At 64.7% G+C, this 23,819-nt stretch carries 25 protein-coding genes, 1 tRNA gene and 1 other annotated feature; of the genes, 13 read left to right on the top strand and 13 right to left on the bottom strand.

Annotated elements, in window-relative coordinates:
• Window positions 1-175 precede the first annotated feature (175 nt).
• Window positions 176-266, bottom strand: a tRNA-Ser gene (locus LK535_RS10830).
• A 94-nt stretch (window positions 267-360) separates the two neighbouring features.
• Between LK535_RS10830 and LK535_RS10825 the strand changes: the two genes are divergently transcribed.
• A complete protein-coding gene (locus tag LK535_RS10825; RefSeq protein ID WP_227771902.1) occupies window positions 361-1,284 on the top strand; it encodes a peptidylprolyl isomerase in 924 nt (307 codons plus the stop codon).
• A gap of 1 nt (window position 1,285) precedes the next feature.
• Here the strand turns inward: LK535_RS10825 and LK535_RS10820 are convergent, their stop codons facing one another.
• A complete protein-coding gene (locus tag LK535_RS10820) occupies window positions 1,286-2,413 on the bottom strand; it encodes a tetratricopeptide repeat protein (RefSeq protein WP_227771901.1) in 1,128 nt (375 codons plus the stop codon).
• A gap of 86 nt (window positions 2,414-2,499) precedes the next feature.
• Window positions 2,500-3,498: a ligase-associated DNA damage response exonuclease gene (locus LK535_RS10815; protein ID WP_227771936.1), complete on the bottom strand. Its 999-nt coding sequence runs from the start codon at window positions 3,496-3,498 to the stop codon at window positions 2,500-2,502.
• A gap of 73 nt (window positions 3,499-3,571) precedes the next feature.
• On the opposite strand from LK535_RS10815, the gene LK535_RS10810 reads away from it, so the two are divergent.
• Window positions 3,572-3,760 (top strand): hypothetical protein, encoded by a 189-nt coding sequence (locus LK535_RS10810; protein WP_227771900.1) that lies wholly within the window; start codon window positions 3,572-3,574, stop codon window positions 3,758-3,760.
• Window positions 3,761-3,977: 217 nt separating this feature from the next.
• The gene (locus LK535_RS10805) at window positions 3,978-6,389 is read left to right on the top strand and encodes a ligase-associated DNA damage response DEXH box helicase (RefSeq protein ID WP_227771899.1); all 2,412 of its coding nucleotides are present in this window, start codon (window positions 3,978-3,980) and stop codon (window positions 6,387-6,389) included.
• Window positions 6,390-7,138: 749 nt separating this feature from the next.
• On the opposite strand, the gene LK535_RS10800 is transcribed toward LK535_RS10805, so the two are convergent.
• Window positions 7,139-7,576: an acetyltransferase gene (locus LK535_RS10800; protein WP_227771935.1), complete on the bottom strand. Its 438-nt coding sequence runs from the start codon at window positions 7,574-7,576 to the stop codon at window positions 7,139-7,141.
• Window positions 7,577-7,659: 83 nt separating this feature from the next.
• The gene (locus LK535_RS10795) at window positions 7,660-7,983 is read right to left on the bottom strand and encodes a hypothetical protein (RefSeq protein WP_227771898.1); all 324 of its coding nucleotides are present in this window, start codon (window positions 7,981-7,983) and stop codon (window positions 7,660-7,662) included.
• A 138-nt stretch (window positions 7,984-8,121) separates the two neighbouring features.
• Here LK535_RS10795 and LK535_RS10790 point away from each other — a divergent pair, with 138 nt between their 5' ends.
• Window positions 8,122-9,072: a retropepsin-like aspartic protease gene (locus LK535_RS10790; protein ID WP_227771897.1), complete on the top strand. Its 951-nt coding sequence runs from the start codon at window positions 8,122-8,124 to the stop codon at window positions 9,070-9,072.
• Between the two features lie 179 nt (window positions 9,073-9,251).
• On the opposite strand, the gene LK535_RS10785 is transcribed toward LK535_RS10790, so the two are convergent.
• From LK535_RS10785 to LK535_RS10770, 4 genes are all read right to left on the bottom strand, one after another.
• On the bottom strand, window positions 9,252-10,589 hold the full coding sequence (locus LK535_RS10785; protein WP_227771896.1) for an ammonium transporter: 1,338 nt from the start codon (window positions 10,587-10,589) through the stop codon (window positions 9,252-9,254).
• A gap of 12 nt (window positions 10,590-10,601) precedes the next feature.
• Window positions 10,602-10,940 (bottom strand): P-II family nitrogen regulator, encoded by a 339-nt coding sequence (locus tag LK535_RS10780; RefSeq protein ID WP_066781918.1) that lies wholly within the window; start codon window positions 10,938-10,940, stop codon window positions 10,602-10,604.
• A 132-nt stretch (window positions 10,941-11,072) separates the two neighbouring features.
• Entirely contained in the window at window positions 11,073-11,273 is a 201-nt protein-coding gene (locus LK535_RS10775) for a DUF2007 domain-containing protein (protein ID WP_227771895.1), read from the bottom strand.
• A 43-nt stretch (window positions 11,274-11,316) separates the two neighbouring features.
• A complete protein-coding gene (locus LK535_RS10770) occupies window positions 11,317-11,925 on the bottom strand; it encodes a pyridoxamine 5'-phosphate oxidase family protein (RefSeq protein WP_227771894.1) in 609 nt (202 codons plus the stop codon).
• Here LK535_RS10770 and LK535_RS10765 point away from each other — a divergent pair.
• Entirely contained in the window at window positions 11,924-12,169 is a 246-nt protein-coding gene (locus LK535_RS10765) for a type II toxin-antitoxin system CcdA family antitoxin (protein ID WP_227771893.1), read from the top strand. The genes LK535_RS10770 and LK535_RS10765 overlap by 2 nt on opposite strands.
• Window positions 12,169-12,465, top strand: a complete 297-nt coding sequence (locus LK535_RS10760) for a CcdB family protein (protein ID WP_227771892.1) — start codon at window positions 12,169-12,171, stop codon at window positions 12,463-12,465. Before LK535_RS10765 ends, LK535_RS10760 begins: the two co-directional genes overlap by 1 nt.
• A 2-nt stretch (window positions 12,466-12,467) precedes the next feature.
• Here the strand turns inward: LK535_RS10760 and tldD are convergent, their stop codons facing one another.
• Window positions 12,468-13,892 (bottom strand): metalloprotease TldD, encoded by a 1,425-nt coding sequence (gene tldD / locus LK535_RS10755; RefSeq protein WP_227771891.1) that lies wholly within the window; start codon window positions 13,890-13,892, stop codon window positions 12,468-12,470.
• A gap of 199 nt (window positions 13,893-14,091) precedes the next feature.
• Window positions 14,092-14,322, bottom strand: a complete 231-nt coding sequence (locus LK535_RS10750; RefSeq protein ID WP_227771890.1) for a zinc-finger domain-containing protein — start codon at window positions 14,320-14,322, stop codon at window positions 14,092-14,094.
• Between the two features lie 80 nt (window positions 14,323-14,402).
• Between LK535_RS10750 and LK535_RS10745 the strand changes: the two genes are divergently transcribed.
• Complete coding sequence (locus tag LK535_RS10745; RefSeq protein ID WP_227771889.1) at window positions 14,403-15,323, top strand: ABC transporter ATP-binding protein; 921 nt, start codon at window positions 14,403-14,405, stop codon at window positions 15,321-15,323.
• An 86-nt stretch (window positions 15,324-15,409) separates the two neighbouring features.
• Here LK535_RS10745 and LK535_RS10740 read toward each other — a convergent pair whose 3' ends face one another.
• Window positions 15,410-16,339, bottom strand: a complete 930-nt coding sequence (locus tag LK535_RS10740) for a DUF808 domain-containing protein (RefSeq protein WP_227771888.1) — start codon at window positions 16,337-16,339, stop codon at window positions 15,410-15,412.
• Between the two features lie 267 nt (window positions 16,340-16,606).
• Between LK535_RS10740 and LK535_RS10735 the strand changes: the two genes are divergently transcribed.
• The 6 genes from LK535_RS10735 (at window position 16,607) to LK535_RS10710 (ending at window position 22,495) form a co-directional block, all read left to right on the top strand.
• The gene (locus LK535_RS10735; RefSeq protein ID WP_227771887.1) at window positions 16,607-18,667 is read left to right on the top strand and encodes a S9 family peptidase; all 2,061 of its coding nucleotides are present in this window, start codon (window positions 16,607-16,609) and stop codon (window positions 18,665-18,667) included.
• A 34-nt stretch (window positions 18,668-18,701) separates the two neighbouring features.
• Window positions 18,702-19,262: a DedA family protein gene (locus tag LK535_RS10730; RefSeq protein WP_227771886.1), complete on the top strand. Its 561-nt coding sequence runs from the start codon at window positions 18,702-18,704 to the stop codon at window positions 19,260-19,262.
• Complete coding sequence (locus LK535_RS10725) at window positions 19,259-19,651, top strand: acyl-CoA thioesterase (RefSeq protein ID WP_227771885.1); 393 nt, start codon at window positions 19,259-19,261, stop codon at window positions 19,649-19,651. Before LK535_RS10730 ends, LK535_RS10725 begins: the two co-directional genes overlap by 4 nt.
• A 71-nt stretch (window positions 19,652-19,722) precedes the next feature.
• On the top strand, window positions 19,723-20,484 hold the full coding sequence (locus LK535_RS10720) for a ZIP family metal transporter (protein ID WP_227771884.1): 762 nt from the start codon (window positions 19,723-19,725) through the stop codon (window positions 20,482-20,484).
• A 50-nt stretch (window positions 20,485-20,534) separates the two neighbouring features.
• Window positions 20,535-20,590, top strand: a sequence feature (sul1 is cis-regulatory element that is thought to sense ions involved in sulfur or methionine metabolism; They are found in Alphaproteobacteria).
• Window positions 20,591-20,655: 65 nt separating this feature from the next.
• Complete coding sequence (locus tag LK535_RS10715) at window positions 20,656-22,140, top strand: SulP family inorganic anion transporter (protein WP_227771883.1); 1,485 nt, start codon at window positions 20,656-20,658, stop codon at window positions 22,138-22,140.
• Window positions 22,141-22,264: 124 nt separating this feature from the next.
• Window positions 22,265-22,495 carry a hypothetical protein gene (locus LK535_RS10710; protein WP_227771882.1) on the top strand — a complete coding sequence of 77 codons (231 nt, stop codon included), beginning with the start codon at window positions 22,265-22,267 and terminating at the stop codon, window positions 22,493-22,495.
• A 53-nt stretch (window positions 22,496-22,548) separates the two neighbouring features.
• Here the strand turns inward: LK535_RS10710 and LK535_RS10705 are convergent, their stop codons facing one another.
• A complete protein-coding gene (locus LK535_RS10705) occupies window positions 22,549-23,742 on the bottom strand; it encodes a multidrug effflux MFS transporter (RefSeq protein ID WP_227771934.1) in 1,194 nt (397 codons plus the stop codon).
• Window positions 23,743-23,819: the final 77 nt, after the last annotated feature.

Raw genomic sequence — 23,819 nt, 5'->3', positions numbered from 1 at the left:
CGCGGGCGCACCGGCGTTTCTGACGCCCGGAGCGACCAGATCGACCGGGCTGTAAGTCGTGGGACCGGCACCAGGCTGACCCAAGCCGGGGAGACCACGAAAGCGGACGGAAGCCGCGCGGAAGCGCGCCACTCCCGGGAGGAAAATGGAGTAAGGTAAGTATTTGGAGACTGATTGGCGGAGCGGGAGGGATTCGAACCCTCGATACGGTTTTGCCGTATACTCACTTTCCAGGCGAGCGCCTTCGACCACTCGGCCACCGCTCCGCATACCTGGAAGTAGCGCGCCCTAAGCTGCCCGCGCGTTCGGCGCAAGCGTTTGCGCATTGCCTAGCGCATTATGCCGCGTCACGGTGCGGTAATGGCCGCTTTTCTCCTCTCCCTGCTCATCGCCCAGGCTGCCGCCGCGCAAGCCGCGGGCCGCGCTTCGCCCAGCCCGCAATCGCCCAGCGAGATCGTCGCAGCGGCACCTGCCGCGGAATGGGTCGAGATCGCTGCCGATGACTTGCTGGTGATGGATCTTGCCGCCAAACCCGGCGAGAGCCAGCGGCGGATCGTGATTCAGTTGATCGCCGAACCGTTCGCGCGTCCCTGGGTCGCCAATGTGCGCCGGCTCGCCGCTGCGCACTGGTGGGACGAAACAAGCGTCAATCGGGTGCAGGACAATTATGTCGCGCAATGGGGCGATGCGACGGAGAAGAAGCCGCTGCCGCCGCACCTCACCGTAGCTGCGGACAGCGACTATACCACTGACCGTGCTGCATTGCGCCCTGAAGAGCTGACGCCCGGCCCCTCGGACGTCTATGCGCCGGCCACCTTCTTCTATCGCGGCTGGCCCGTCGGTGCAGACGGGCAGGGCGGTGGCGCCGCTTGGCCGGTGCATTGCTACGGCATGGTCGGCGTTGGCCGCGATGTGTCGCCAAATACCGGCACCGGCGCGGAGCTCTATGCGGTGATCGGCCACGCGCCCCGACACCTCGATCGCAACATCGCGGTGGTCGGGCGCGTGATTGAGGGGATCGAGCATCTTTCCAGCCTTCCGCGGGGAAGCCTCGGCCTCGGCTTTTACGAACGGGCCGAACAGCGCGTGCCCATTCGGCAGATCCGCTTGGTCAGTGAGTTGCCCGCAACCGAGCGGCCCGCCTTCGCGTATCTGTCCACCAGATCCGGCAGCTGGTCGCGGTACGCAGCGGCGCGGGCCAATCGGCAGGATTCGTTCTTCATCCGGCCCGCCGGCGCGGCGGACATCTGCAACCTTCCGGTGCCGATCCGTCGGCTCCGCTAGATCATCTCAAATACCTGCCGATCGTGCGCAGGAGATAGGCGTGAAGGCGCGAGCCCGTGCTTCGCGCGATGGCGCGCCCTGCCCAGCGATCGAGAACGCCGAGCCGGTGGCGGCGCAACCATAAGCGAACTTGCCGTGCGCGCACGAACAGCAGCATCGAGCCGCTCTGGCGCTGCGCGGCCATCCGCAGGGTGTCGGCCGCGGCTGCCGTATTGCCGAGCAGTTCCCGGTGCCGGGCAAGGCCGGCCCAGGCGTGCGCGTTCCCGGGTGTGCGGGTTACCGCGGCATGGTGAAGCGGCGCTGCTTCCGTGAATCGTCCCAGATCATCGAGCAGCGCGGCCTGCGCGCTCAGGATATGCGATTCCGGCTCGATCTCGGCCGCTCGCTCCAGCAGGCGAAGCGCAGTCTGCGGTCGCCGGGCCGCGCAACGCCGCGCCAGCACGAAATGCTGATGCTGTGACCGCCGTCGCTCGCGCCGGATGCGCGCCCGTACGCTGGCCGGGTCGAAGTCGCCGGCAACGATCGAGCGGATCGCTTGCTGCAATGCTCCCGTTTCCACCAGCAAGGGCCCAACCGGATGGCCGCCGAAGGGGATGGGGATACACGTCGCCCCATCCGCCCCCGCGATCATCTCCGCATGGCGCTGGTCCAGCCGCACGCGCGGGTCGTAGAAGACATATTCGTGCGCGGCGCCGTGATAGGCCGGCTCATCGAACCGCGTCCGGGCGACATCGGCCTGCCACCTGGTTTCCCATGGCACGATCCGAGGATCGGCCGAAAACTGCGGCGACAGCGCGATCGCGGTGTCGGCGCCGCAAGGCAGGGCATAACGCAGGGCGGCATACCCTCCCATGCTTGAACCGTATGTGATCACCCGATCATAGTCACCGGTCACGGCGGCAATGGCGGCGAGTGCGGCAGGGCGCTCCGGGTGCTGATACCATCGGTTGCGGCGGTTGATCACGTGGATGGCATCGATCTGTGCCGTGTGCAGGAACTCCTCGGCGAAGCCGGGGCGATCCAATATCGGTTCGGTGGTGTAGGAGCCAAAGGTGACGATCACCGTACCGCCGCGCATCCCCGCCCGCCGTACCAAGAGGTTGTCGGAACGGAACAGCGTCTGATCCAATCGGCCCTCCCACGCTGAACCCTATCCCGGTTCGCTGGCACGTCCAGCCGGTCACGCGCGGCGGCGCGCCGCTTCGTCCTTCTGCTTCAGTCGTCCTCGTCTTCGAAGCCGACCAGCGCCAGCGCCCGCGCCTTGATCTGGCGCATCGCACACCAGTGGATCAGCGCTTCCTCGCGTCCATGCGTCACCCACACCTCGCGCGGCGCGATCTCCTCGATCGTCTGGGTCAGCTCGTCCCAGTCAGCATGGTCGGACATGATCAGCGGCAGCTCGACCAGTTTCTGGCGCGCGCGCTGGCGCACCCGCATCCAGCCGCTTGCCATGGCGGTGATCGGGTCGGGCAGCCGGCGTGACCAGCGATCGTTAAGCGCACTGGGGGGGCACATCACCACGTGCCCCGCCATCGCCGCCTTCGCCACGCCCGCCACCGGGATCAGCTCGCCCAGCCGCACGCCGTGCTCGGCATAAAGGTCGCACAGACGCTGCAGCGCGCCGTGAATGTAGATCGGCGCCTCATGCCCGCGTTCGCGAAGTTCGGCGATCACCCGCTGTGCCTTGCCCAGCGCATAGGCGCCGACCAGCACGCAGCGGTCGGGATTGGCGTGAAGCCGCGCGACCAATTTGTCGATCTCGTCCCCCGTATCCGGGTGGCGGAAGACCGGCAGGCCGAACGTCGCCTCGGTGATGAACACGTCACACGCGATCGGCTGGAACGGCGCACAGGTGGGGTCGGCGCGCCGCTTGTAATCACCCGACACGACGATGCGTTCGCCGCGATGCTCGAGCAGGATCTGCGCGGAGCCGAGCACATGCCCGGCGGGCACGAACGTCGCCTCCACATCGCCCAGCCGGACCGTCTCGCCATAAGCGACCGGGTTGCCGACCTGTTCGCCATAGCGGGCGTCCATAATCGCCAGCGTCTCGGGCGTGGCCCAGACTTCGCCATGCCCGCCACGCGCGTGATCGGCATGGCCGTGGGTGACCAGTGCTTTCGCCTGCGGGGTTGAAGGATCAACCCAGGCGTCCGCCGGTCGAACGTAAATGCCGTGGGGATGTGATTCCAGCCAATCGCCGAGCTTGGGCATATCGCCATTACGCACGAACGGATCAAATCGCCCCACCTCCTCGTTCTGCCTGCAAGGATTGGGAGAGTTCGACATGGAACATCAAGCAACCGGCGACAGCCTCTGGGCCTTCATCGTGATCGGCGGATTCATCATCCTCGGTCTTGCGCTTGCCTTTGCGAAGCTGCGCAACAAGACCACGCCGGCGCAGGACGCGCAGACGGAACGTGCCACGCGGGAGATGTACAAGGAGCAATCGCGCGACGACGCCCTTCGCGGGTAAGGGTTCTGCTCGGGTGATGGCGATTGTCTGACGCTCGCGCGCACGCCTGCCGTCACCCCGGACTTTCTTCGTCGTCCATTCCTCTTCCCGCAGCGACCCTGCTTGTCGCGCAATGGATGCCGAAGCGAGTTCAGCACGACCGTCACCGCAGAAGGTGCCGTGCGCCATGCGGCGCCTCCATTCCGCCATGCCGGGGGCGATCCTATATCCAGCTTCAATGACGCCTGATCTACCCACCCCGCTCGCCGATTGGTTCGACAAGCGGGGCTGGTCCCCCCGCCGCCATCAACTCGACATGCTCGCGCAAGGCCGCGCCGGGCGACACGCTTTGCTCGTGGCGGCGACTGGCGCGGGCAAGACGCTGGCCGGCTTTCTCCCGACCTTGGCCGAGCTCATCGAGCAACCGATCGATGGCCTCCACACCCTCTACGTCTCGCCGCTGAAGGCACTGGCGGTCGACATCCAGCGCAACCTCGTCACGCCGCTCGAGGAAATGGGGGTCGACATCCGCGTGGAGACGCGCACGGGCGACACGCCATCCGATCGCAAGGCCCGCCAACGGGCAAGGCCGCCGCAGATCCTGCTCACCACGCCCGAGTCCTTGTCGCTGCTGCTCAGTTACCCCGACAGCTTCACCATGTTCGCTGGCCTGCGCACCATCGTGATCGACGAAGTGCACGCCTTTGCCACCGGCAAGCGCGGCGACCTCCTGTCGCTGTGCATGGCGCGCCTTCAGGCGATCGCCCCGACGATGCGGCGCGTCGCGCTGTCCGCCACCGTCGCGGACCCGGACGGCTATCGCGCTTGGCTCGCGCCCGACGGCGATATCGACAGCGTCAGCCTGGTGCAGGGGGAAACCGGCGTCGATCCGAACATCGACATCCTGCTGCCTGAGGATCGCGTCCCCTGGGCCGGCCATTCCGGTCGCTACGCCGCGGCGCAGGTGATGGCGGAGATCGAAACGCACAAGACCACCATCGTCTTCTGCAACACGCGCAGCTTGGCCGAGCTGATCTTCCAGGATCTGTGGAAGGCGAACGACATGCAGCTGCCGATCGGCATCCATCACGGCAGCCTGGAGAAGGAGGCGCGGCGCAAGGTGGAGGCGGCGATGGCGGCCGGCCGCCTGCGCGCTTTGGTTGCCACCGCCAGCCTCGATCTGGGCGTCGACTGGGGCGATGTCGATTGCGTGATCCAGATGGGCGCTCCCAAGGGCTCCTCGCGCCTGCTCCAGCGCATCGGCCGCAGCAACCATCGCCTCGATGAGCCGTCGGAAGCGATCGTCGTCCCCGGCAACCGCTTCGAATATCTCGAGGCACGCGCTGCGCTGGACGCGGTGGAGGCCGGCGAGCTCGACACCGACATCTTCCGGATGGGCGCGCTCGACGTGCTGGCGCAGCACGTGATGGCTTGCGCCTGCGCCGCGCCGTTCGATCAGCAGGCATTGCTGGACGAAATCCGCTCCGCGCTGCCCTATTCGGCACTCACGGACGAGCTGTTCGACAAGGTGCTCGGCTTCATTCGCGACGGTGGCTATTCGCTACGCGCCTATGATCGTTTCAAGCGGCTGACGCAGGATGCCGACGGCCTCTGGCGCGTCAGCCACCCGAAGTTCATCGCGCAGCATCGTCTCAACGCCGGGATCATCGTCGAGGCGACGATGCTCAAGGTCCGCTTCCGCAACGGCCGCACGCTGGGCAAGGTGGAGGAGGCCTTCGCCGCCACGCTCGCCCACGGCGACACTTTTTTCTTCGCTGGTCTGAGTCTTGAGGTCGAGAAGATCGACACCGAGGATCTGATCGTCCGCGCCACCGCGCGGCCTGCGCGTATCCCGACGTATGGCGGCAGCCGTATGCCGCTTTCCACCAACCTCGCCGATCGCGTGCGCAGCTTCCTCAACACGCCGGCCGAATGGGGGCGCTTCCCCGATGACGTGCGCGAATGGCTGGAAATTCAGGCCCGCCGCTCCGCCCTCCCGCGGCCCGACCAGCTCCTCGTCGAAACCTTTCCGCGTGAAGGGCGCAACTACATGGTGGCCTATTCCTTTGAGGGGTGGAACGCGCACCAGTCGCTCGGCATGCTCATTACCCGTCGCATGGAGACGGCGGGGCTGAAACCGCTTGGCTTCGTCGCCAACGATTATGCCATCGCCACTTATTCGATCGATCCCGTCACCGATCCCGCGGCGCTGTTCTCGTCCGACATTCTCGAACATGAATTCGTCGACTGGGTGCAGCAATCGCACCTGCTGAAGCGCGCGTTCCGCGAAGTCGCCGTCATCGGCGGTCTTGTCGAGCGGCAGCACCCCGGCAAGCGCAAGACGGGCAAGCAAGTCACCTTCTCCACCGACCTCATCTATGACGTGCTACGCAAATACGAGCCCGGTCATATTCTGCTCGAGGCGGCCTGGGCGGACGCCCGCGCCCGCATGACGGACGTCGGCCGCCTCGCCGACCTGCTCGATCGAGCCGCCGGCACGATGCTCCACGTCGACCTCCCCCGCGTCTCCCCGCTTGCCGTGCCGGTGCTCGTCCTGATCGGCCGCGAACGAGTCACCACCGGCAGCGCAGACGACGCACTCCTGATCGAGGCGGAAGCGCTGGCCGGGGAAGCCATGCGGCTGGATTGAAGCGCGGCGGGCTGTGCGAGGGAAGGCGGAATGTCGGCTTGGCCTGGTAAACAGACGTAAGTGGCTTGTCGCGCAGACTCAACTGGTCGCGGCTTCGCGTTCCGCCTTAGCCGTTAAGCCCTGTTCGGCACCAATCCGAAAACCTGCCGCTCGTTCATGCGGCTCTGAGCGGCCGCCAGAGTGAACTTAAGAGACATAAGGATCGTTGAATTTCATCAAACTATTGACCCGATCGACCGCCTAGTCATTCACTGTTAGCAAAATGGATGGGGAAAAACGGTGAGACCCGCACTGGCGCTCTGTTCAATCCTCTTACCTGCTGTTGCGTCGGCACAGGGGCTGTCGGGTTCGCAGCCCTCGATGAATGGGCCGAACTACTCAACATACGAGCCGCTCTTCCGAAGCGATGCGATGATCCCTCCCAGCGACACGCCCACGATGCGGCGACAGAAGCTCAAACGCGCACAAGAGCTCCGTGCAGAAGTCGACAGCATGCTCCGCGAAAACGGCGGCAAGTTGACTGCGGAGCAACAGAGCTATGTACGACGCAGGGCAAACGAGATCCTGAACTATACCTCGTATCGGCCGACTGGTCGCCTCTCCGTCCAATAGTCGCCGATTGGCGCGGAGCGGGCAACCGCCGAACTGGTCGGCGGATGACCGATTATGGACGTTAGCAGCCTGTCCGCTCTCGGGCGGGTTCCGGCGACGGGTAGGCGACCGCTAATGGCAGGTTAGCGGACGCTCGCTCAGTTCTGATAGGCGAGGTGGATCAGCGGGTATGGCCTACCTTGCCCATCCCGTGGCGAGCGGCCAGTGCGGCGAAAGCCCATGCGTTCATAGAAGCCAATCGCTTGGCGGTTCTGTTCATTCACGTCCGTCGTCATGTCTGGATGCAGCGCGAGTCCATGCCGCACGAGTTCAGCCCCGACACCGTGCCCATGAAAAGCCGGATCAACGAACAGTGCCTCCATATGCCTACCGTCCATCAGCATGAAGGCGAGCGGACGATCGACTTTATCAACAGCCAGCCACAATGGGGCTTGTGGCAAGAAATCTTTAACCTCGCTCTCGATCGCGACGCGATCTTCGTCCGCAAGGAAATCGTGTGTCGCATCGACAGCCGCACGCCAGATTGCGACAATGCGACTGCCCTCATCTACGCGAGACCGCCTGATCGTAAACATGGTCCCATGATGCTTGAACTCGCGTAGCGACCGCAAGTCGGCGTTTTCCGTCCGGCCGCTTCATTGCCGCCGCGGTGGGGCACTCAGCCGCTGTAGAGTGGGGTGGCCAGGGCTGCGGCGAGTATCGCCCAAGGAACCGAGATCACTGCACCCAACGGCTCGGGTTCCGCTCCGGCGGTGTCATGGGTTCTCAGGTCGAACCAGCAGCGCCTTTCTTCTGTCAGTTTGACGATACCGGTTCCGCGCAATTCTGCGAAAGGATGTTGAGCGGCGGCGTGATCTGGCGAATACGGGATGGCGCGGTCCGAAGTAATCGCACTGCGGGTCAGCAGGATATTGGCCACCGGGCCGCTGATCCCGTGGGGTCGCAGCGCGAGTTCCGCGTGGGGTAATCTCTCAACTTTCATGTCTGCCCGCCTGCCGGAACGCCGCAGCCGGCTTCACTTGCCTCGGGCATGTCCGCAAGTTTGAGGCGCCGTCCCCCGGGCATGCGTCTTGCCACCAACGCCATTGACAAAGGACCGGATCGGGCGCTTCCTCCCCCTATGCGTCGCTGGTTTGCTTTGCCCCTGATCGCGCTGCTCGCCAATTCGGCACCGCAGCAGCCGGTCACGCCGCCGGCGCCGATCACACAAGCGACCGGCGATCCGCTCGGCGACGCTGCGCTGGAGGAGCAACTCGGCTTCGATCACGATGGCCCGCGCATGACGGTGCCCGTCCAGATCGCCGGCGCCGGGCCGTTTCCGTTCATCATCGACACCGGGGCGCAGCGCACGGTGATCAGCCGGGAGCTTGCCGGCACGCTCGGCCTGCCGAGTGGGCAGACGGTGCGGCTGACCGGCATGACGGGGACCCAGAACGTGGGCACTGTCGTGATCCCCTCCATTTCGGTCAGCACTTTGGGCGGCGAACGGATCGAGGCGCCGGCACTCGCCGCCGCGCATCTCGGCGCGCCGGGCATGCTCGGTATCGATGCGCTTCAGGGCCATGCGCTCCTGATCGACTTCGACAATCAGCAGATGACGGTAAAGCCCGCGCGCAAGCGCGGCGAGCGTGTGCGCCGTGCGCCCGACGAAATCGTCATTCAGGCCCGCAGCCTGTTCGGGCAGCTTGTCGTGACCGACGCCAGGGTGGGTGGTGAGCGGGTGAGGGTGATCCTGGACACCGGCAGCGTCGTATCGATGGGCAATATGGCGTTGCGCAAACGCCTGGCAAAGCGCGGCAAGGTCACGCCGATCACGCTTGTCAGCGTCACCGGTGGTCAGCTGATCGCCGATTACGGCACCGTCGGGCTGGTGAAGATCGGCGATGCGGAGATTCACGACATGCCCGTCGCCTTCGCGGACGTGCCGCCGTTTCGTGCCTTCGGGCTGGAGAACAAGCCCGCCATCATGCTTGGCATGGATGTGCTGAAGCTGTTCACCCGCGTGCAGATCGATTTTGCCAACCGCGAATTGCGGCTGCTCTTGCCGCGTGGCGGTGCGCGGCGCGGCTGAGGCCAGGACTGCGCGATTGAAGGCCAATTTGATCCGCAAACAGGCCGCTTCTCTGCTCCTCGGCTTATCTGCGCGGCCAATCGAATACAAAAAGAGGCCCGGTAATTTCGTACCGGGCCTTAGTGCGTCCGCAGGAGGAACATCGTTTGAGTGCCGGCCGCAACCGGCGCCCAATCTCGTCAATAATTGTAGGCGCGCTCGCCATGTTCGCCGAGGTCGAGGCCTTCGCGCTCCACCTCTTCGCTGACACGCAGCCCGGTCGCGACCTTGGCAACCGAGAAGGCAATGCCGGACCCGACAGCTGCCCAGACCACGGAAATGACCACCGCGATGATCTGCGTCACCAGCTGCGGCCCGATCGCATAATCGGCGGCGCCAGGCCCGCCGAGCCCCGGCAGCATGGTGAAGGCGGTGCCGATCGAGCCGACGATGCCGCCGAGACCGTGGATGCCGAACGCATCAAGCGAGTCGTCCAGGTTCAGCTTCGGCTTCACCGACACGACGAAATAGGCGCACACGATCGCGGCCACGGCGCCCAGCAGGATGGCACCGAACGGGCCGGAGTTTCCGGCCGCCGGCGTTACTGCCACGAGGCCAGCGATGGCACCCGAGCAGGCGCCGAGCAGCGAACCCTTGTGGCCCAGCGCTCGCTCGGTCAGCATCCAGAAAAGGACGCCCGCGGCCGTTGCAACGAAGGTGTTGATCATCGCCAGCGCGGCCGATCCGTTTGCTTCCAGCGCCGAGCCAGCGTTGAAGCCGAACCAGCCCACCCACAGCAGGCCAGTACCGATCAGCGTCATGACCAGCGAGTGCGGGGCCATGATGTCCTTCTTGTAGCCGAGCCGCGGGCCAAGAATGATCGCGCCCACCAGCGCCGAGATGCCGGCATTGATGTGGACGACGGTGCCGCCGGCAAAGTCGAGCGCGGCTGGCTCCCAGTTGAAGAGCAGGCCATTACCCGCCCACACCATGTGCGCGATCGGAAAATAGACGATCGTCGACCAGATGAGCGCAAAAACCATGAGGCCTGAGAACTTCATGCGTTCGACCAGGCCACCAATCACCAGGCTGACGGTGATCGCCGCGAATGTCATCTGGAATGCGATGAAGACATATTCCGGGATGACCACGCCATCCGTGAAGGTCGCGGCGGTTGACGCCGGGGTCACGCCAGCGAGGAACAGCTTGTTGAACCCGGCGATGAAGGCATTGCCGCCGTCGCCGAATGCCATGGTATAGCCGTAGATCACCCAGATGATCATGGCGAAGCTGGCCACGGCCAGGATCTGCGTCAGCACCGAGAGCATGTTCTTGGTGCGAACCAGACCGCCGTAGAACAACGCGAGCCCCGGCACGATCATCGTCATGACCAGGACGGTGGAGATCATCATCCAGGCCGTGTCGCCCTTGTTCGGCACGGGGGCCGCGGCGGTTGCTTCCTGCGCCCAGGCCGGCAGGGCGGCAAATGCGGCGGCGCCGAGCCCGAGGGCGCCGGCCATTTTCAATGTTCGGTTCATGGTCATCCCCCCTCAGAGCGCCGTATCGTCGGTTTCACCGGTGCGGATGCGCACCGCCTGGCCGACATCGAGGACGAAGATCTTGCCATCGCCGATGGCGCCGGTGTTGGCCGAGGACTGGATTGCTTCGACCACCCGGTCCGCCAGGTTGGCGGCGCAGACGACCTCGATCTTGATCTTGGGCACCATGTTGGTGCTGTATTCGGCCCCGCGATAGATTTCGGTCTGGCCCTTCTGCCGCCCGAACCCCTTCACCTCCGTGACCGTCATTCCCGCTACGCCGATCGTGGTGAGCGCTTCTCTCACCTCGTCCAGTTTGAACGGCTTGATGATGGCTATGACCAGTTTCATCGCGCCCCCTTCCCGTTGTCCCGGAAACAGCCATCGCAATGGCCGTGCCAAGTGCTGCACAGGCAGGAACAAGGGTGTAACGAGGTTTGGTAAGCGTCAGTTTTTGTGCAGATGCGAGCAGTTGCTCAATAATCAGGCACCGTCTGCCACCTGTCGGGCGCGATCGAGATCATCTTCGTCGACCATCACGCGGACAGGGATCAGCAACCAGCTGCCGTCCGCAATGGACGCGCCGGCATCAAAGGCAAGCGCAAGGATGCCTTCGCTCTCCAGGCGCGCGACCAGGATGTTGGCCAGGTTGCGATCGTAACGGCCGAGTTCGACGAGGCTCATGCGATAAAGAACGAGCCGTGACCGGCTTCGTGCCAATCCCGGATCAGCCGGGCAACGCATCCGGCAGGCGCGTAGGCAGGCCGTCGACGCTCTTGCCATCGCTGGCGCGCCAGTAATTCAGGCGTTCCTCGTCGCTGTACTTGGCGTTATACTTGTTGAGCGTGTCACGCGGGCGATCGAGCGTCATCTGCGGCACGCCCCAGCCGCACGACGTTTGCACCTGATCGATCGCGATGACGAAGATCTGGCGCGTGCCCGGCAGCGGGGTGAAATGCGCGTGAAGTGCGCTCCACTCGTCGTCTTGCGGTAGCACGGCGCTCCCGCGGCCATAGATGCGGAAGATCAACGCCGGCTGATCGAAGGCGCAGAACATGATGGTGATCCGACCGTCCGCGATCAGATGCGCATTGGTTTCGTTGCCCGACCCCACCACATCCAGATAGGCGACGGTGCGGTCGTCGAGCACGCGGAAGCTGTCCATGCCCTTGGGGCTGAGGTTGATCCGCGACCCTTCCGCCGCAGTGGCGACGAAGAACACCGGCTGTCGTTCAACGAACGTGCGATGCGCTTCAGTGAGGGCGGGGAAGAACTCGGCCACGGTGGATGCTCCGTTCGCTGACGCATCATGCGCACGCGCATAATTCATGCGCATGAGACACGATCCGATCGCTTCGGGCAAGCGCGCGCCGGTCAACATGTCGACCGACACCGGGATCGTCGCCGCAGCACGGGAGGCGGGCGTGAATGCGTCGCAGGTCAGCGAAGAGGCAAGCCGACGCGCTGCCAAGGAAGCGCGGGACGCCGCGTGGAAGGAAGAGAACAAGGCATGGATCGACGCACATCGTGCGTGGGTCGAGAGCAATGAATTGCCGCTCGAGCGGCATCGAATGTTCTGATGGCAATGTTCGACCTATATCGCCTGAGCGATGGTGCGCTGGCCGCCGACTTTCAGGCGAAGTTTTTCAGCGATATCGGCACGCGGTTCGTTATTCCGCTGCTGCCGCGGGGAACCGGCGCACCGCCTAGCCCGCGGATCAACCCTGAGGTGGACGTCAATGGCGAGACGCTGGTCTTCGCCACGCTACTGGCCGGCACGATCAGGACGGCTGAGCTACGGAGACGGGTCACCACGCTCTTCCGAGACCATCTTCTAATTACGGGCGCAGTCGACGTAGTCATAGGTACCGCCTGACGTCAGGCGGCCGTGCCGCCGACCGTCAATCCGCCGACCAGCAGCGTGGGTTGGCCGACGCCCGCGGGCACGCTCTGCCCGCCCTTGCCGCACATGCCGACGCCCTCGTCGAGCGCGAAGTCGTTGCCGACGCCAAGCACCTTGGTCAGCACCGTTGGGCCATCGCCGATCAGCGTCGCGCCCTTGATCGGGGCGCCGATCTTGCCGTTCTCCACCTTGTACGCTTCGGTACAGGAGAAGACGAACTTGCCCGAGACGATATCGACTTGGCCGCCCCCAAAGGACTTGGCGAAGATGCCGTTCTTCACGCGGCTCAGCAATTCCGCGGGATCGTCGTTACCGGCCTTCATGAACGTGTTGGTCATGCGTGGCATGGGCGCGTGCGCGAACGATTCGCGGCGCCCGTTGCCGGTCGGTTCGACGCCCATCAGGCGCGCGTTGAGGCGATCCTGCATATAGCCCTTGAGGAAGCCGTCCTCGATCAGGATCGTCTCGCGCGTGGGCGTGCCTTCGTCATCGATCGTCAGCGAGCCGCGGCGATCGCGGATCGAGCCGTCGTCCACCACGGTCACCCCGCGCGCCGCGACTTGCTCACCGATGCGGCCGGAGAATGCGCTGGTACCCTTACGATTGAAGTCGCCCTCGAGCCCATGGCCGATCGCCTCGTGCAGCAGCACGCCGGGCCACCCCGGTCCGAGCAGGACGGTGAATTCGCCGGCGGGCGCCGCAACGGAATCGAGGTTTACCAGCGCCTGTGCCAGCGCCTCGTCAATGGCGCGGTTCCACGTGGTCTCGTCGAACAATGAGTCGTAAAGATAGCGGCCGCCGATGCCGAACGTACCGGTCTCACGACGACCGTTCTGTTCGACCACAATCGACACGTTGAGCCGGACCAGCGGGCGAACGTCCGTGGCAACAAAGCCGTCGGGGCGGACGATCTCGACGACGCTCCACGTACCGGACAGCCCGACGGATACCTGCGCCACCCGCGGATCCCGCGCGCGCGCGGCCGCGTCGATCGTCTGGCACAGGTTCACCTTGTCGGCGAAAGGAACGAGGTCGAGCGGATCGCCATCGGTATAGAGCCGCTGGTTCGTCCCGGCGGGCGGCGGTGCCTTTGCGCCCGTCGACGGGTCGATCAGCTGCATCGTCTCGGCCGCGCGCTTAATCGCTGCCTCGGAAAGCTCGCTGGCATGGGCGAAAGCGGTCATTTCGCCCGAGACCGCGCGCAGGCCGAAGCCCGAATGCGTGTCGTAGCTGGCTGTCTTCAACCGCCCGTCGTCAAAGCCGAACGCCTCCGACTTCTTGTACTGAAGGTACAGTTCGCCATCGTCCGCCTTGCCGAGGGCATCGGCGGTGAGTGCCTTCGCGGCATCCGGATCGAGCGAGTCGCGGTACAGGAACGAGCGGGGGTCAGCAGCGGTCATGCCGCTAGATGTAGGGCGTCCGCGCGCCCAAGCAAAGCTTCCGTCGCCGACAGCGCGCTTCTCCGCCAGCCATGACGTCGCCAGCGCTCCGGGACAGACACCGGGACGAGCTAAAAAGCGTGGCGGGATTAAATCCGCGGATCACCCCGCCGCGGAGCGCCGGACGCGGGGTCGTCCCGCGAGCACGTCCGCCGGGGGCTTAGCGGCCCGCGCCGTCGCCGTGATCGCGCAGGTCGCTCTGATCCACGCCGTCGGCCGGACCGCCGATCAGCACGAAGCGTCGATCGCAATAGCCGCAGTCGACATAGCCCAGTTCCGAGATTTCCAGCCACACGCGCGGGTGGCCGAGCGCGGCGGGAAGACCGTCATGCGCGCCATCACAGGCGACGCGGTGGTGCGAAACACGGCTGATCTGAGGCGGCGGCAACATGGCGGTGCGTTAGCAAGGCCGCCGGGCACGATCAATCGCCCCATGGATTTCGCGCGCGTGCCGGCCTAACCCGTCGCACCATGACAGACGCCGCCATCGCCATCCGCAATCTCTGCAAAACCTATCAAGGGGGCAAGCGCGCGCTTGACGGGGTAAGCTTCGATGTGCCGCAGGGCACGATCTTCGGGTTGCTAGGCCCCAATGGCGCCGGCAAGTCGACGCTGATCAACATCCTCGCCGGCCTCGTGAACAAGACCAGCGGCTCGGCGTTGATCTGGGGCTTCGACATCGATGCCCATCCGCGCAACGCCAAGGCGTCGATCGGCATCGTTAATCAGGAGATCCTGTTCGATCCGTTCTTCACGCCGATCGAAACGCTGGAGATCCAGGCCGGCCTCTACGGCATCCCCAAGGGGAAGCGCCGCTCGATGGAACTGCTGCGGGCGGTGCACTTGGAGGACAAGGCGGACGCTTATGCCCGGACGCTTTCCGGCGGCATGAAGCGGCGTCTGATGGTGGCAAAGGCGATGGTCCACTCGCCGCCCGTGCTGGTGCTCGACGAGCCGACTGCCGGCGTCGATATCGAGCTTCGCCAGCAGCTCTGGGCTTATGTCCGCGAACTCAATGCCGGCGGCGTGACGGTGGTGCTCACCACTCACTATCTCGAGGAAGCCGAGGAACTGTGTGACCGGATCGCGATCATCAATCACGGCACGGTCGTCGCGAATGAGCCGACTCGTCAGCTGCTAAGCCGTGCGCAGGAGAAGGTCGTTGAGGTAACGGTCGAGCGGGACGTCACCGCACTGCCGGACGCGGCCTGTTTCCAGAAGATCGCGCTAAAGGGCGAGCGGACGCTGGAAATCACCTATTCTAAGGATCAGGTGAACGCCGGTGAGGTGCTGGCGGCAGTGCAGGGCGCCGGCTTCGCAATCGTCGATGTGTCCACACGCGAAGCGGATCTGGAGGACGTTTTCCTCAGCCTGACGCGAAGCGCCGCCTGAAGCCGTTCCCGATCACCCTCGAGCGCGAGACGCGGCCGATGTCACCGCATCGCTCACGCCTGTCGTGTGAGCGAGCAGGGGAGCGCTCAGTGCTTCTTGGGTTTGAGGTGAAGCAGCCCGGCGATGACCCCGCCGATCACGATCCCGAATATGGCTGACAGCCCGGCATTCACAATCCAGGCCGCTACGCCGCCGATCCCCGGCAGTGCATGGCGCGCGCCTTCTGCGGCATGCTCGATCCATTCGGGCAGGGGCGTCAGATGAAATTCGTGCAGACCGTGGACGATGATCTGCCCGCCCACCCATAGCATCGCAACCGTCCCGATCGTCCCGAGCGCCCTCAGCACTACCGGCATGGCCGAGACCAGCCCGCGCCCGAACGCCTGTGTCGCCGCTCCAGGACGGCGGGCAAGCGCGATGCCGATGTCATCCATTTTCACGATCAGCGCGACGACCCCATAAACGCCGGCAGTGATGGCGGCGCCTACTAGCGCCAGCGCGATCGCTTGGTTCAGGATACTTTGGTCCGACAGTTCGGCCAGCGCGATCGCCATGATCTCGCCTGACAGGATCAGGTCGGTGCGAACTGCGCCTGCGACCTGGCGATCCTCCAACTGTTTTGGATCGGTGATCTCACAGGCTTCTTGGCCGTGATCCTCGCCACTCAGCGCCCCGATGATCTTCTCCGCCCCTTCGAAGCAGAGAAAGGCGCCGCCTGCCATCAGGATCGGGGTGATCGCCCATGGTGCAAAGGCGGACAGGATCAGCGCTGCGGGCAAAAGGAACAGGAGCTTGTTGCGCAAGGAGCCAAGCGCGATCTTCCAGATGATCGGCAATTCGCGTGCAGGCGACAGGCCAGTGACATAGCGCGGCGTGACCGCCGTATCGTCGATGACGACGCCGACCGCCTTGGAACCGGCCTTTGCCGAAGCACCGGCAACGTCGTCCAGGCTCGCAGCGGCCAGCTTTGCGAGTGCGGCAATGTCGTCGAGCAGCGCGACGAGGCCACCGGCCATGTATCAAATCCCCCTCGGTGATGGTCCCGCCGCCATCGCTCAGGCTCAGCGCGCAGGCAAGCGACTCGTTCCGGAGCCCAGAGCACAAAAAAAGGGCCGACCCCGCAAGGGATCGGCCATGAAAGTTTTTAGGAGAGGATGCCTGAAAGGCCCGATCCTTGTGCACCGCAGCATGATCTATCGCAAGTGCAAAAGGATTCCGCACGGTTGCAATTCATGCAATCGTGGCCGGTCGACATCTGGGCTCGCCATCGCCACAAAGGAAGGATGACGCTTCCTCCTCCGCCTATCGCCGCGACACGCCCGCACGAGTTCACTGCCCATGACACCACGATCGCGGATCCCTGGGCCTGGCTGAAGGATCCGAATTATCCTGACGTCAACGACAAGGACGTGCTCGGCTATCTCGAGGCGGAGAACGCCTATTTCGAGGCAGCGATGTCGCCGCACCGGCCGCTGGTCGACCGGCTGTATGAAGAGATGAAGGCGCGCATCAAGGAAGACGAATCTTCAGTGCCGCAGAAAGACGGCGACTGGCTGTACTGGACGGCCTACGAAACCGGCGGACAGTATCGCAAATGGTGGCGCAAACCGGTCGCCGGCGGCCCGGACGAGCTTCTGCTCGACGAGCCGGCGCTGGCCGAGGGCAAGGAGTATTTCCGACTGGGCGCTTTCGCCGTGTCGAACGACGGCATGAAGCTCGCCTATGCGATCGACGACAATGGATCGGAGCGCTTCACCATCCATGTGAAGGATCTGGCGACCGGCGCGCTGCTTCCGGACACGATCCCGGGGATGCTGTCCGACATCGTGTGGACCGCGGATGACAGCGGCTTCCTCTATGGCCTCGCCAACAAGGAATGGCGGACGGACAATGCGCGGCTGCACCGGCTGGGCACCGACCCGGCCCACGATGTCGAGCTTTATCATGAGGATGACGAGGGCTATCGCGTCGCGGTGGCGGAGACGAGCGACCGGCGCTGGATCGTGATCGCGACTGGCGATCACGTGACGAGCGAGGTGCGCCTGCTGCCCGCCACCGATCCGTTGGCGGAGCCGATCCTGGTCGCGCCGCGCCGGCCCGGCCGCGAATATGACGTGGACACGCATAGCGACACGTTGTTCATCCACACCAATGACGTGGATCCGATGTGGCGGCTCGTCAGCGCGCCGATCAGCGCGCCGGGCGAGTGGAGTGAGCTGATCGCGCCATCGAAGCATTTCTACATGACGGGCGTCGAGTGCTATCGTGACTTCTTCGTCGTCGAAGGGCGCGAGGACGGGCTCGACCAGGTGGCGATCCACCGTTACGACGCGCCCACGAAGGGAAAGCGGATCACCTTCCCGGAGGCGAGCTATGCCGCTGGCCTCGGCGACAATCCCGAGCATGACCAGACGGTACTCCGCCTGGGCTATGAGTCGATGGTCACACCGGGCACCGTCTATGACTATGACACGGCGACGGGCACGCTCACGACGCTGAAGGTGCAGGAGATCCCGTCCGGCTATGACGCGGGCAAGTATCGCACCGAGCGGCTGCACATTACCGCGCGCGACGGTACTGAGGTGCCAGTCTCGATAGTCTATCCGGCCGATTTCCCGAAGGACGGCAGCCGCCCGCTGTTCCTTTACGCCTATGGCGCCTACGGTCATGCCATCCCGCCGGGCTTCTCGACCGGGCGGCTCTCGCTGCTCGATCGCGGCTTTGCCTATGCCATTGCACACATTCGCGGCGGCGATGATCTCGGCCAGCAATGGTATCATGACGGCAAGCTCGAGAAGCGCACCAACACGTTCAACGACTTCGTGGACGTTGCGCGCGGCCTGATCGCTGGCGGCTGGACCAGCCAGGGGAAGATCGCGATCGCGGGCCGCTCCGCTGGCGGCGAGCTGATGGGCGCGGTGGTCAATTCCGATCCCGAATTGTGGGGCGCGGTGATCGCGGACGTGCCGTTCGTCGACGTGCTCAACACGATGATGGACGAAAGCCTGCCGCTGACGCCGGGCGAATGGCCGGAATGGGGCAATCCGATCACCGATGCTGCCGCGTTCGAGCTGATCCGCAGCTACAGCCCCTATGACAATGTGCGCCCGCAGGCGTACCCGCCCCTGTTCATCTCGGGCGGCCTCAATGACCCGCGAGTGACCTATTGGGAGCCGGCGAAATGGGCCGCCAAGCTGCGCGCGACCAAGACCGACGACAATATCCTGTTGCTCAAGACCAACATGGGCGCCGGGCATGGCGGCAAATCGGGCCGGTTCGAGAGCCTGCGCGAGGCCGCAGAGGAACATGCGTTCGTGCTGTGGCAGCTGGGCGTGGAGGAATGAGCGGCGGCTTGGCGCCTCCATTTCAGAACGCGCCATGACGGTTGAGGCGATCATCGCCCGCTGGGGCATTGCTGCGGTTTTTGCCGGCACCATGCTGGAGGGGGAGACTGCAGTGATCGCCGGCGGGCTGATCGCTCATCAGGGGCTGATCGCCTGGCCCCTCGCGCTGGCCGCCGGGGCGCTCGGGTCATTCCTGGCAGACCAGTTCTTCTTCGCGGCCGGACGACGTTACCGCGACCGGCCATTCGTGCAGCGTTGGATGCAGAAGCGGGCCTTCGCCAAGGCTTTGAACCTGCTGGAGCGTTACCCTGTAGGTTTCATCTTCGCCTTTCGCTTCCTGTACGGCTTCCGTACCGTCAGCCCGCTCGCCATTGGCACCAGCCGGGTGCCGGCCATGACGTTCCTCACCATCAACGCGCTTGCCGCGGTGATCTGGGCCAGTCTGTTCACGGCACTCGGCTATTGGTTCGGGGAGGCGGTGACCGAGCTTGCCGGCCGGCTGCGACCCAGCCGCCAGACCCTGCTGATGGGGGTAGCGGTGTTAAGCAGCGGCTTTGCCATCTTTCAGTTTGTGCGATGGTGGAAGGAACGATGAGCTTCTCGAAGATCTTCACGGCTGCGGCGGAGGACATCGACGAGCTTGGGCACGTCAACAATGCCGTATGGGTGCGCTGGATCCAGGATCTTGCCGTGGCGCATTGGGAGGCTGTCGCGCCCGATGAACATCGCCACGCCTTTGTCTGGGTCGTGACCAGGCATGAGATCGATTATCGCGGCAATCTGGCTGAGGGCGCGTCGGCGACCGGAAATACGTGGGTTCCTGAGCCGCCGCGCGGCGCCCGTTTCAACCGCCATTTTTGCTTCGCGGATTCAGCCGGTCGCACGCTGGTGGAAGGGATCACCACGTGGGCCATGCTTGACCGCGCCAGCGGCCGGCTCGTTCGCGTGCGTCCCGACATCGCGGCACCGTTCCTCGTCGGTTGATTGGCGGCTCGGGAGAGCTTCGCCGCCCGGTGCGTTGCACCTGTGGTTCGATCGGCGAGTGGCGAGGTTAGATGCAGGGCGCGTTGGCGGCAGGCTTCTGGGGAGCGGTCGGTGGATCGGCACTCGTGCTGGGGGCCGCTATCGCCTGGATCGCGAGGCTGCCGCAGCGACTGATCGCTGCCGTGATGGCGATTGGCTCGGGGGTTCTCATTTCCGCCGTTGCCTTCGATCTGATGGATGAAGCCTATAAGCAGGGTGGGTTTCCATCGACCGCGATTGGCTTTCTGGGCGGGGCACTCGCTTATACGATTGCCAATATCGTCGTGTCGCGCCGCGGAGCGCGCCATCGCAAGCGCTCTGGCTCCAATCCCGATGAGCGCCAGCACGGGGCGGACGCAAGTTCGGGCGCTGCGATCGCGATCGGGGCACTGCTGGATGGCATCCCTGAATCGGTTGTGATCGGCATCAGCCTGCTCGACGGCGGCGGCGTCAACGCGGTCACGGTGGCCGCTGTGTTCCTGTCGAATGTGCCGGAAGGGCTGTCGAGCGCCGCCGGGATGAAGAAGGCCGGACGAAGCGCCCGCTACGTCTTCGGTGTCTGGGGCGGTATTGCGATCGCGTCCGGTCTGGCGGCGATGATCGGCAATTTCGCACTCGCCAATGCGACGCCGGAGCTCATCGCTGCGGTCACTGCTTTGGCCGCGGGCGCCATTCTGGCGATGTTGGTCGACACCATGATCCCCGAGGCGACGGAGACGACTCACGATTACTCGGGCCTGATCGCCGTTGCCGGGTTCCTGCTGGCCTTTGTTCTGTCCAAATCGGGCGCTTGACTGGCGGACTTGAACAGCGGCGCCGCTTCCGGCTAAGCGCCTGTTAATCGCAAGGACCCGGTGCAACTCCGGGTGGCTATCCCGGCCGCCGATCCGCCGGGCAACTCGCACATCCCTCGTCCGGCCCAGGCTCCATATCGGGAGCCGGTGTGCGTTGTTCATCACAGGCCCATGACCCTATTTTCCCGTGTCCGAACCGAATGGTTCGCCAGCGTCGCAGAGGCGCGCCGCGATGTTCTCGCGGGGATTGTCGTCGCACTTGCCCTTATCCCGGAGGCGATTGGATTTTCGATCATCGCCGGCGTCGATCCGCGCGTCGGCCTTTATGCTTCTGTCGCCATTGCCATCGTGATCTCCTTTCTGGGCGGACGGCCGGCGATGATCTCCGCCGCCACCGCCGCCGTTGCCGTTGTCGTGACGCCGCTGGTCCGTGATCACGGGGTCGAATATCTGCTTGCCGCGACCATCCTGATGGCGTTGCTTCAGGTGATCGCGGGGCTGTTGCGCCTGCATCTCCTGATGCAGTTCGTGTCGCGGTCGGTGATCACGGGCTTCGTCAATGCCTTGGCGATCTTGATCTTCATGGCCCAGCTGCCGCAATTCGCCGGCGTCACCTGGCACACCTATGCGATGGTCGCGGCCGGGCTCGGCATCATTTACCTGCTGCCTCGCTTCACCCGCGCAGTGCCGTCGCCACTCGTCGCCATCCTGGTGCTGGCCGGGGCAAGTATCGCGCTCGGGTTGCCGGTGCGAACGGTCAGCGACATGGGCCAGCTGCCCGAAGGACTTCCCAGCCTCGCATTGCCGCAAGTCCCGCTCACGCTTGAAACCCTGCGCATCATCTTTCCTTATTCGCTGACCATGGCGGCCATCGGCCTGCTGGAATCGCTCCTGACCGCGCAGATCGTCGATGACATGACCGATACCGACAGTGACAAGCGTCGCGAATGCATGGGGCAGGGCGGCGCCAATATTGCGGCCGCGCTGGTGGGCGGTATGGGCGGTTGCGCGATGATCGGGCAATCGGTGATCAACGTCACGTCGGGCGGCCGCAAGCGCCTGTCGACCTTTGTCGCCGGGGCTTTCCTGCTGTTCCTGCTTGCGGTGCTCGGGCCGATCGTCGGCCGTATTCCGATGCCAGCGCTCGTAGCGGTGATGATCATGGTGTCGATCGGCACGTTCAGCTGGAATTCGATCCCCAACCTGCGCCGTCACCCGCCTACATCGTCGATCGTGATGCTCGTCACCGTCGGCGTGGTCGTCACCACGCGCGATCTGGCGCAGGGCGTGCTCGCCGGGGTGCTGCTTTCCGGCATCTTCTTCGCCGGCAAGGTGCAGCGGATGTTCGCCGTCACGCGAGAGGCCGGCGCGAAGATGACCACCTACTGGGTCAAGGGCGAGGTCTTCTTCGCGTCGGTGGACCGTCTTGCCCGCGCTTTCCAACCGGAGGATGGCAGGGCGGTGACGATCGACGTGACCGCGGCTCACTTCTGGGACATTTCCGCCGTTGGCGCGCTCGACAAGATCATCGCCCGTCTGCGCCGGGATGGATCGTACGTCGCGGTGATCGGTTACAACGAGGCAAGCGCCGACTTGGTCGATCGCTTTGCCTTGCACGACAAGACCGGGGTGGAACTGGGCGTGGTTCCGCACTGACGGGTGCGACCGGCGACGAGAAATCGGCGACTCCATTTGTCGCAAAGTTGATCGTCGATCGCAGTATGGCGGTTGATCTGGCAGCAATGCTGACCTAACCACTGCCATGCAGTGCGACACGATTATGGCCGATCCGGTCGGGTCCTTCCGCTACGGAGATAACGCTTTCTACGAGGAAGCAGATCCGTTGATGCAGATCCTGCCGGCACCCGCGGCGGATTACGAGGAAGCGGCCCCGCTGCCCTTGAAGGCGCTGGTCAGGACCACGACCGACCAAGGACCGATCTTCTTCACGCGGGCAGATGCAGGCAGCGATGCCGAGCAGCAGTTGCTGCGGGCCTCGAAGCCAGCCTGACGCGGCCGGCCGTCATTTGGCGGCCGGACGATTGAACACCCGTCGCCAGCGCCTCAGCCCATGCGCGCGCGAAAGAGCTGGCCGCCTTCCACCACCCAGATGATGCCCAGCACGGCAAAGCCGATCGCGAGGTATCCAATCGCCAGCGGCGTCGTCGTGCCGGCATAGGATTGCCCGATCGCAGAGCCCACGATCACTGCCCCGATGCTGGTGATGAAGCCCTGCAGCGACGAAGCGGTGCCGGCGATATGGCCTACCGGCTCCATCGCCATCGCGCCGAAATTCGCCCCGCACAGGCCGATGCACGTCATGCTCAGGGCCTGGAAGAAAATATAGCTCCAGAGCGTCTCCACGCCGGTCACGATCACCGCGACATGCACGATCGACAGGGTGATGAGGCCCAGCACCGCGCTTTGCGAGATCAGGCGCGTGCCCAGCCGTTCAACCAGCCGGCTGTTGAGGAACGAAGCCGCCCCCATCGCGCAGGCGCATATCGCGAAGAACAGGGTGAAGCGGTCGCCGGCGCCGAATTCATCGACGAAGATCTGCTGTGACAGCGACACAAAGGCGATGATCCCGCCAAACGTCAGCGACGCGGCAATGGCATAGCCCACCGAATAGCGGTTGGTGAGCGTCAGCCGATAATTGGCGCGCAACGTCGTTATCGAGATCGGCACGCGCCGCGCGACCGGCAGTGTCTCGGGCAGGCGCACCAGCGTCCAGGCGAGAACCAGGGCGGCGAAGGCGCCAAGCGCATAGAAAATGAACCGCCACGGCCCAAAGGCAAGCAGCAACTGGCCCAAGGACGGGGCGAGGATCGGCACCAGGAAGAAGATCATTTGCGCCACGGACATGGTGCGCGCCATCTGCCGCCCCGATGATCCGTCACGGACGATGGCGACGGCCAGCACCCGAGTCGATGCGGACATCAGCCCTTGCAGCAGCCGCGCGCCGAGCAGCGCGGCGAAGCTGGCCGAGCCAGCGGCGAAGATGCTCGCGCCTACGAATCCGGCAAGCGTCAGGACAAGCACCGGTCGGCGGCCGTAGCGGTCGGCCAGCGGGCCATACACAAGCTGCCCTGCGCCGAATCCGACCATGTAGACAGTGATGATCCACTGGCGGTGGTTGGCCTCGATCACCCCCAAGTCGCGACCGATGTCGGCCAATGACGGGAGCATCAGGTCCACGCCGAACGCATTCACCGCCATCACCGCGGCGACAAAAGCAACAAATTCACGCGGATGCATGCCGGCGGGTGCGGGATGGGACGTCATGGGGTGCCTATCGGGAAGCGCGCCGCTCGGCACAAGCACAGCTTTGCTAT

The organism is Sphingomonas sp. IC4-52 (assembly GCF_020707225.1).
Classification (GTDB): Bacteria; Pseudomonadota; Alphaproteobacteria; order Sphingomonadales; family Sphingomonadaceae; genus Sphingomonas.
This window is presented reverse-complemented; position numbering and strand designations above follow the sequence as displayed.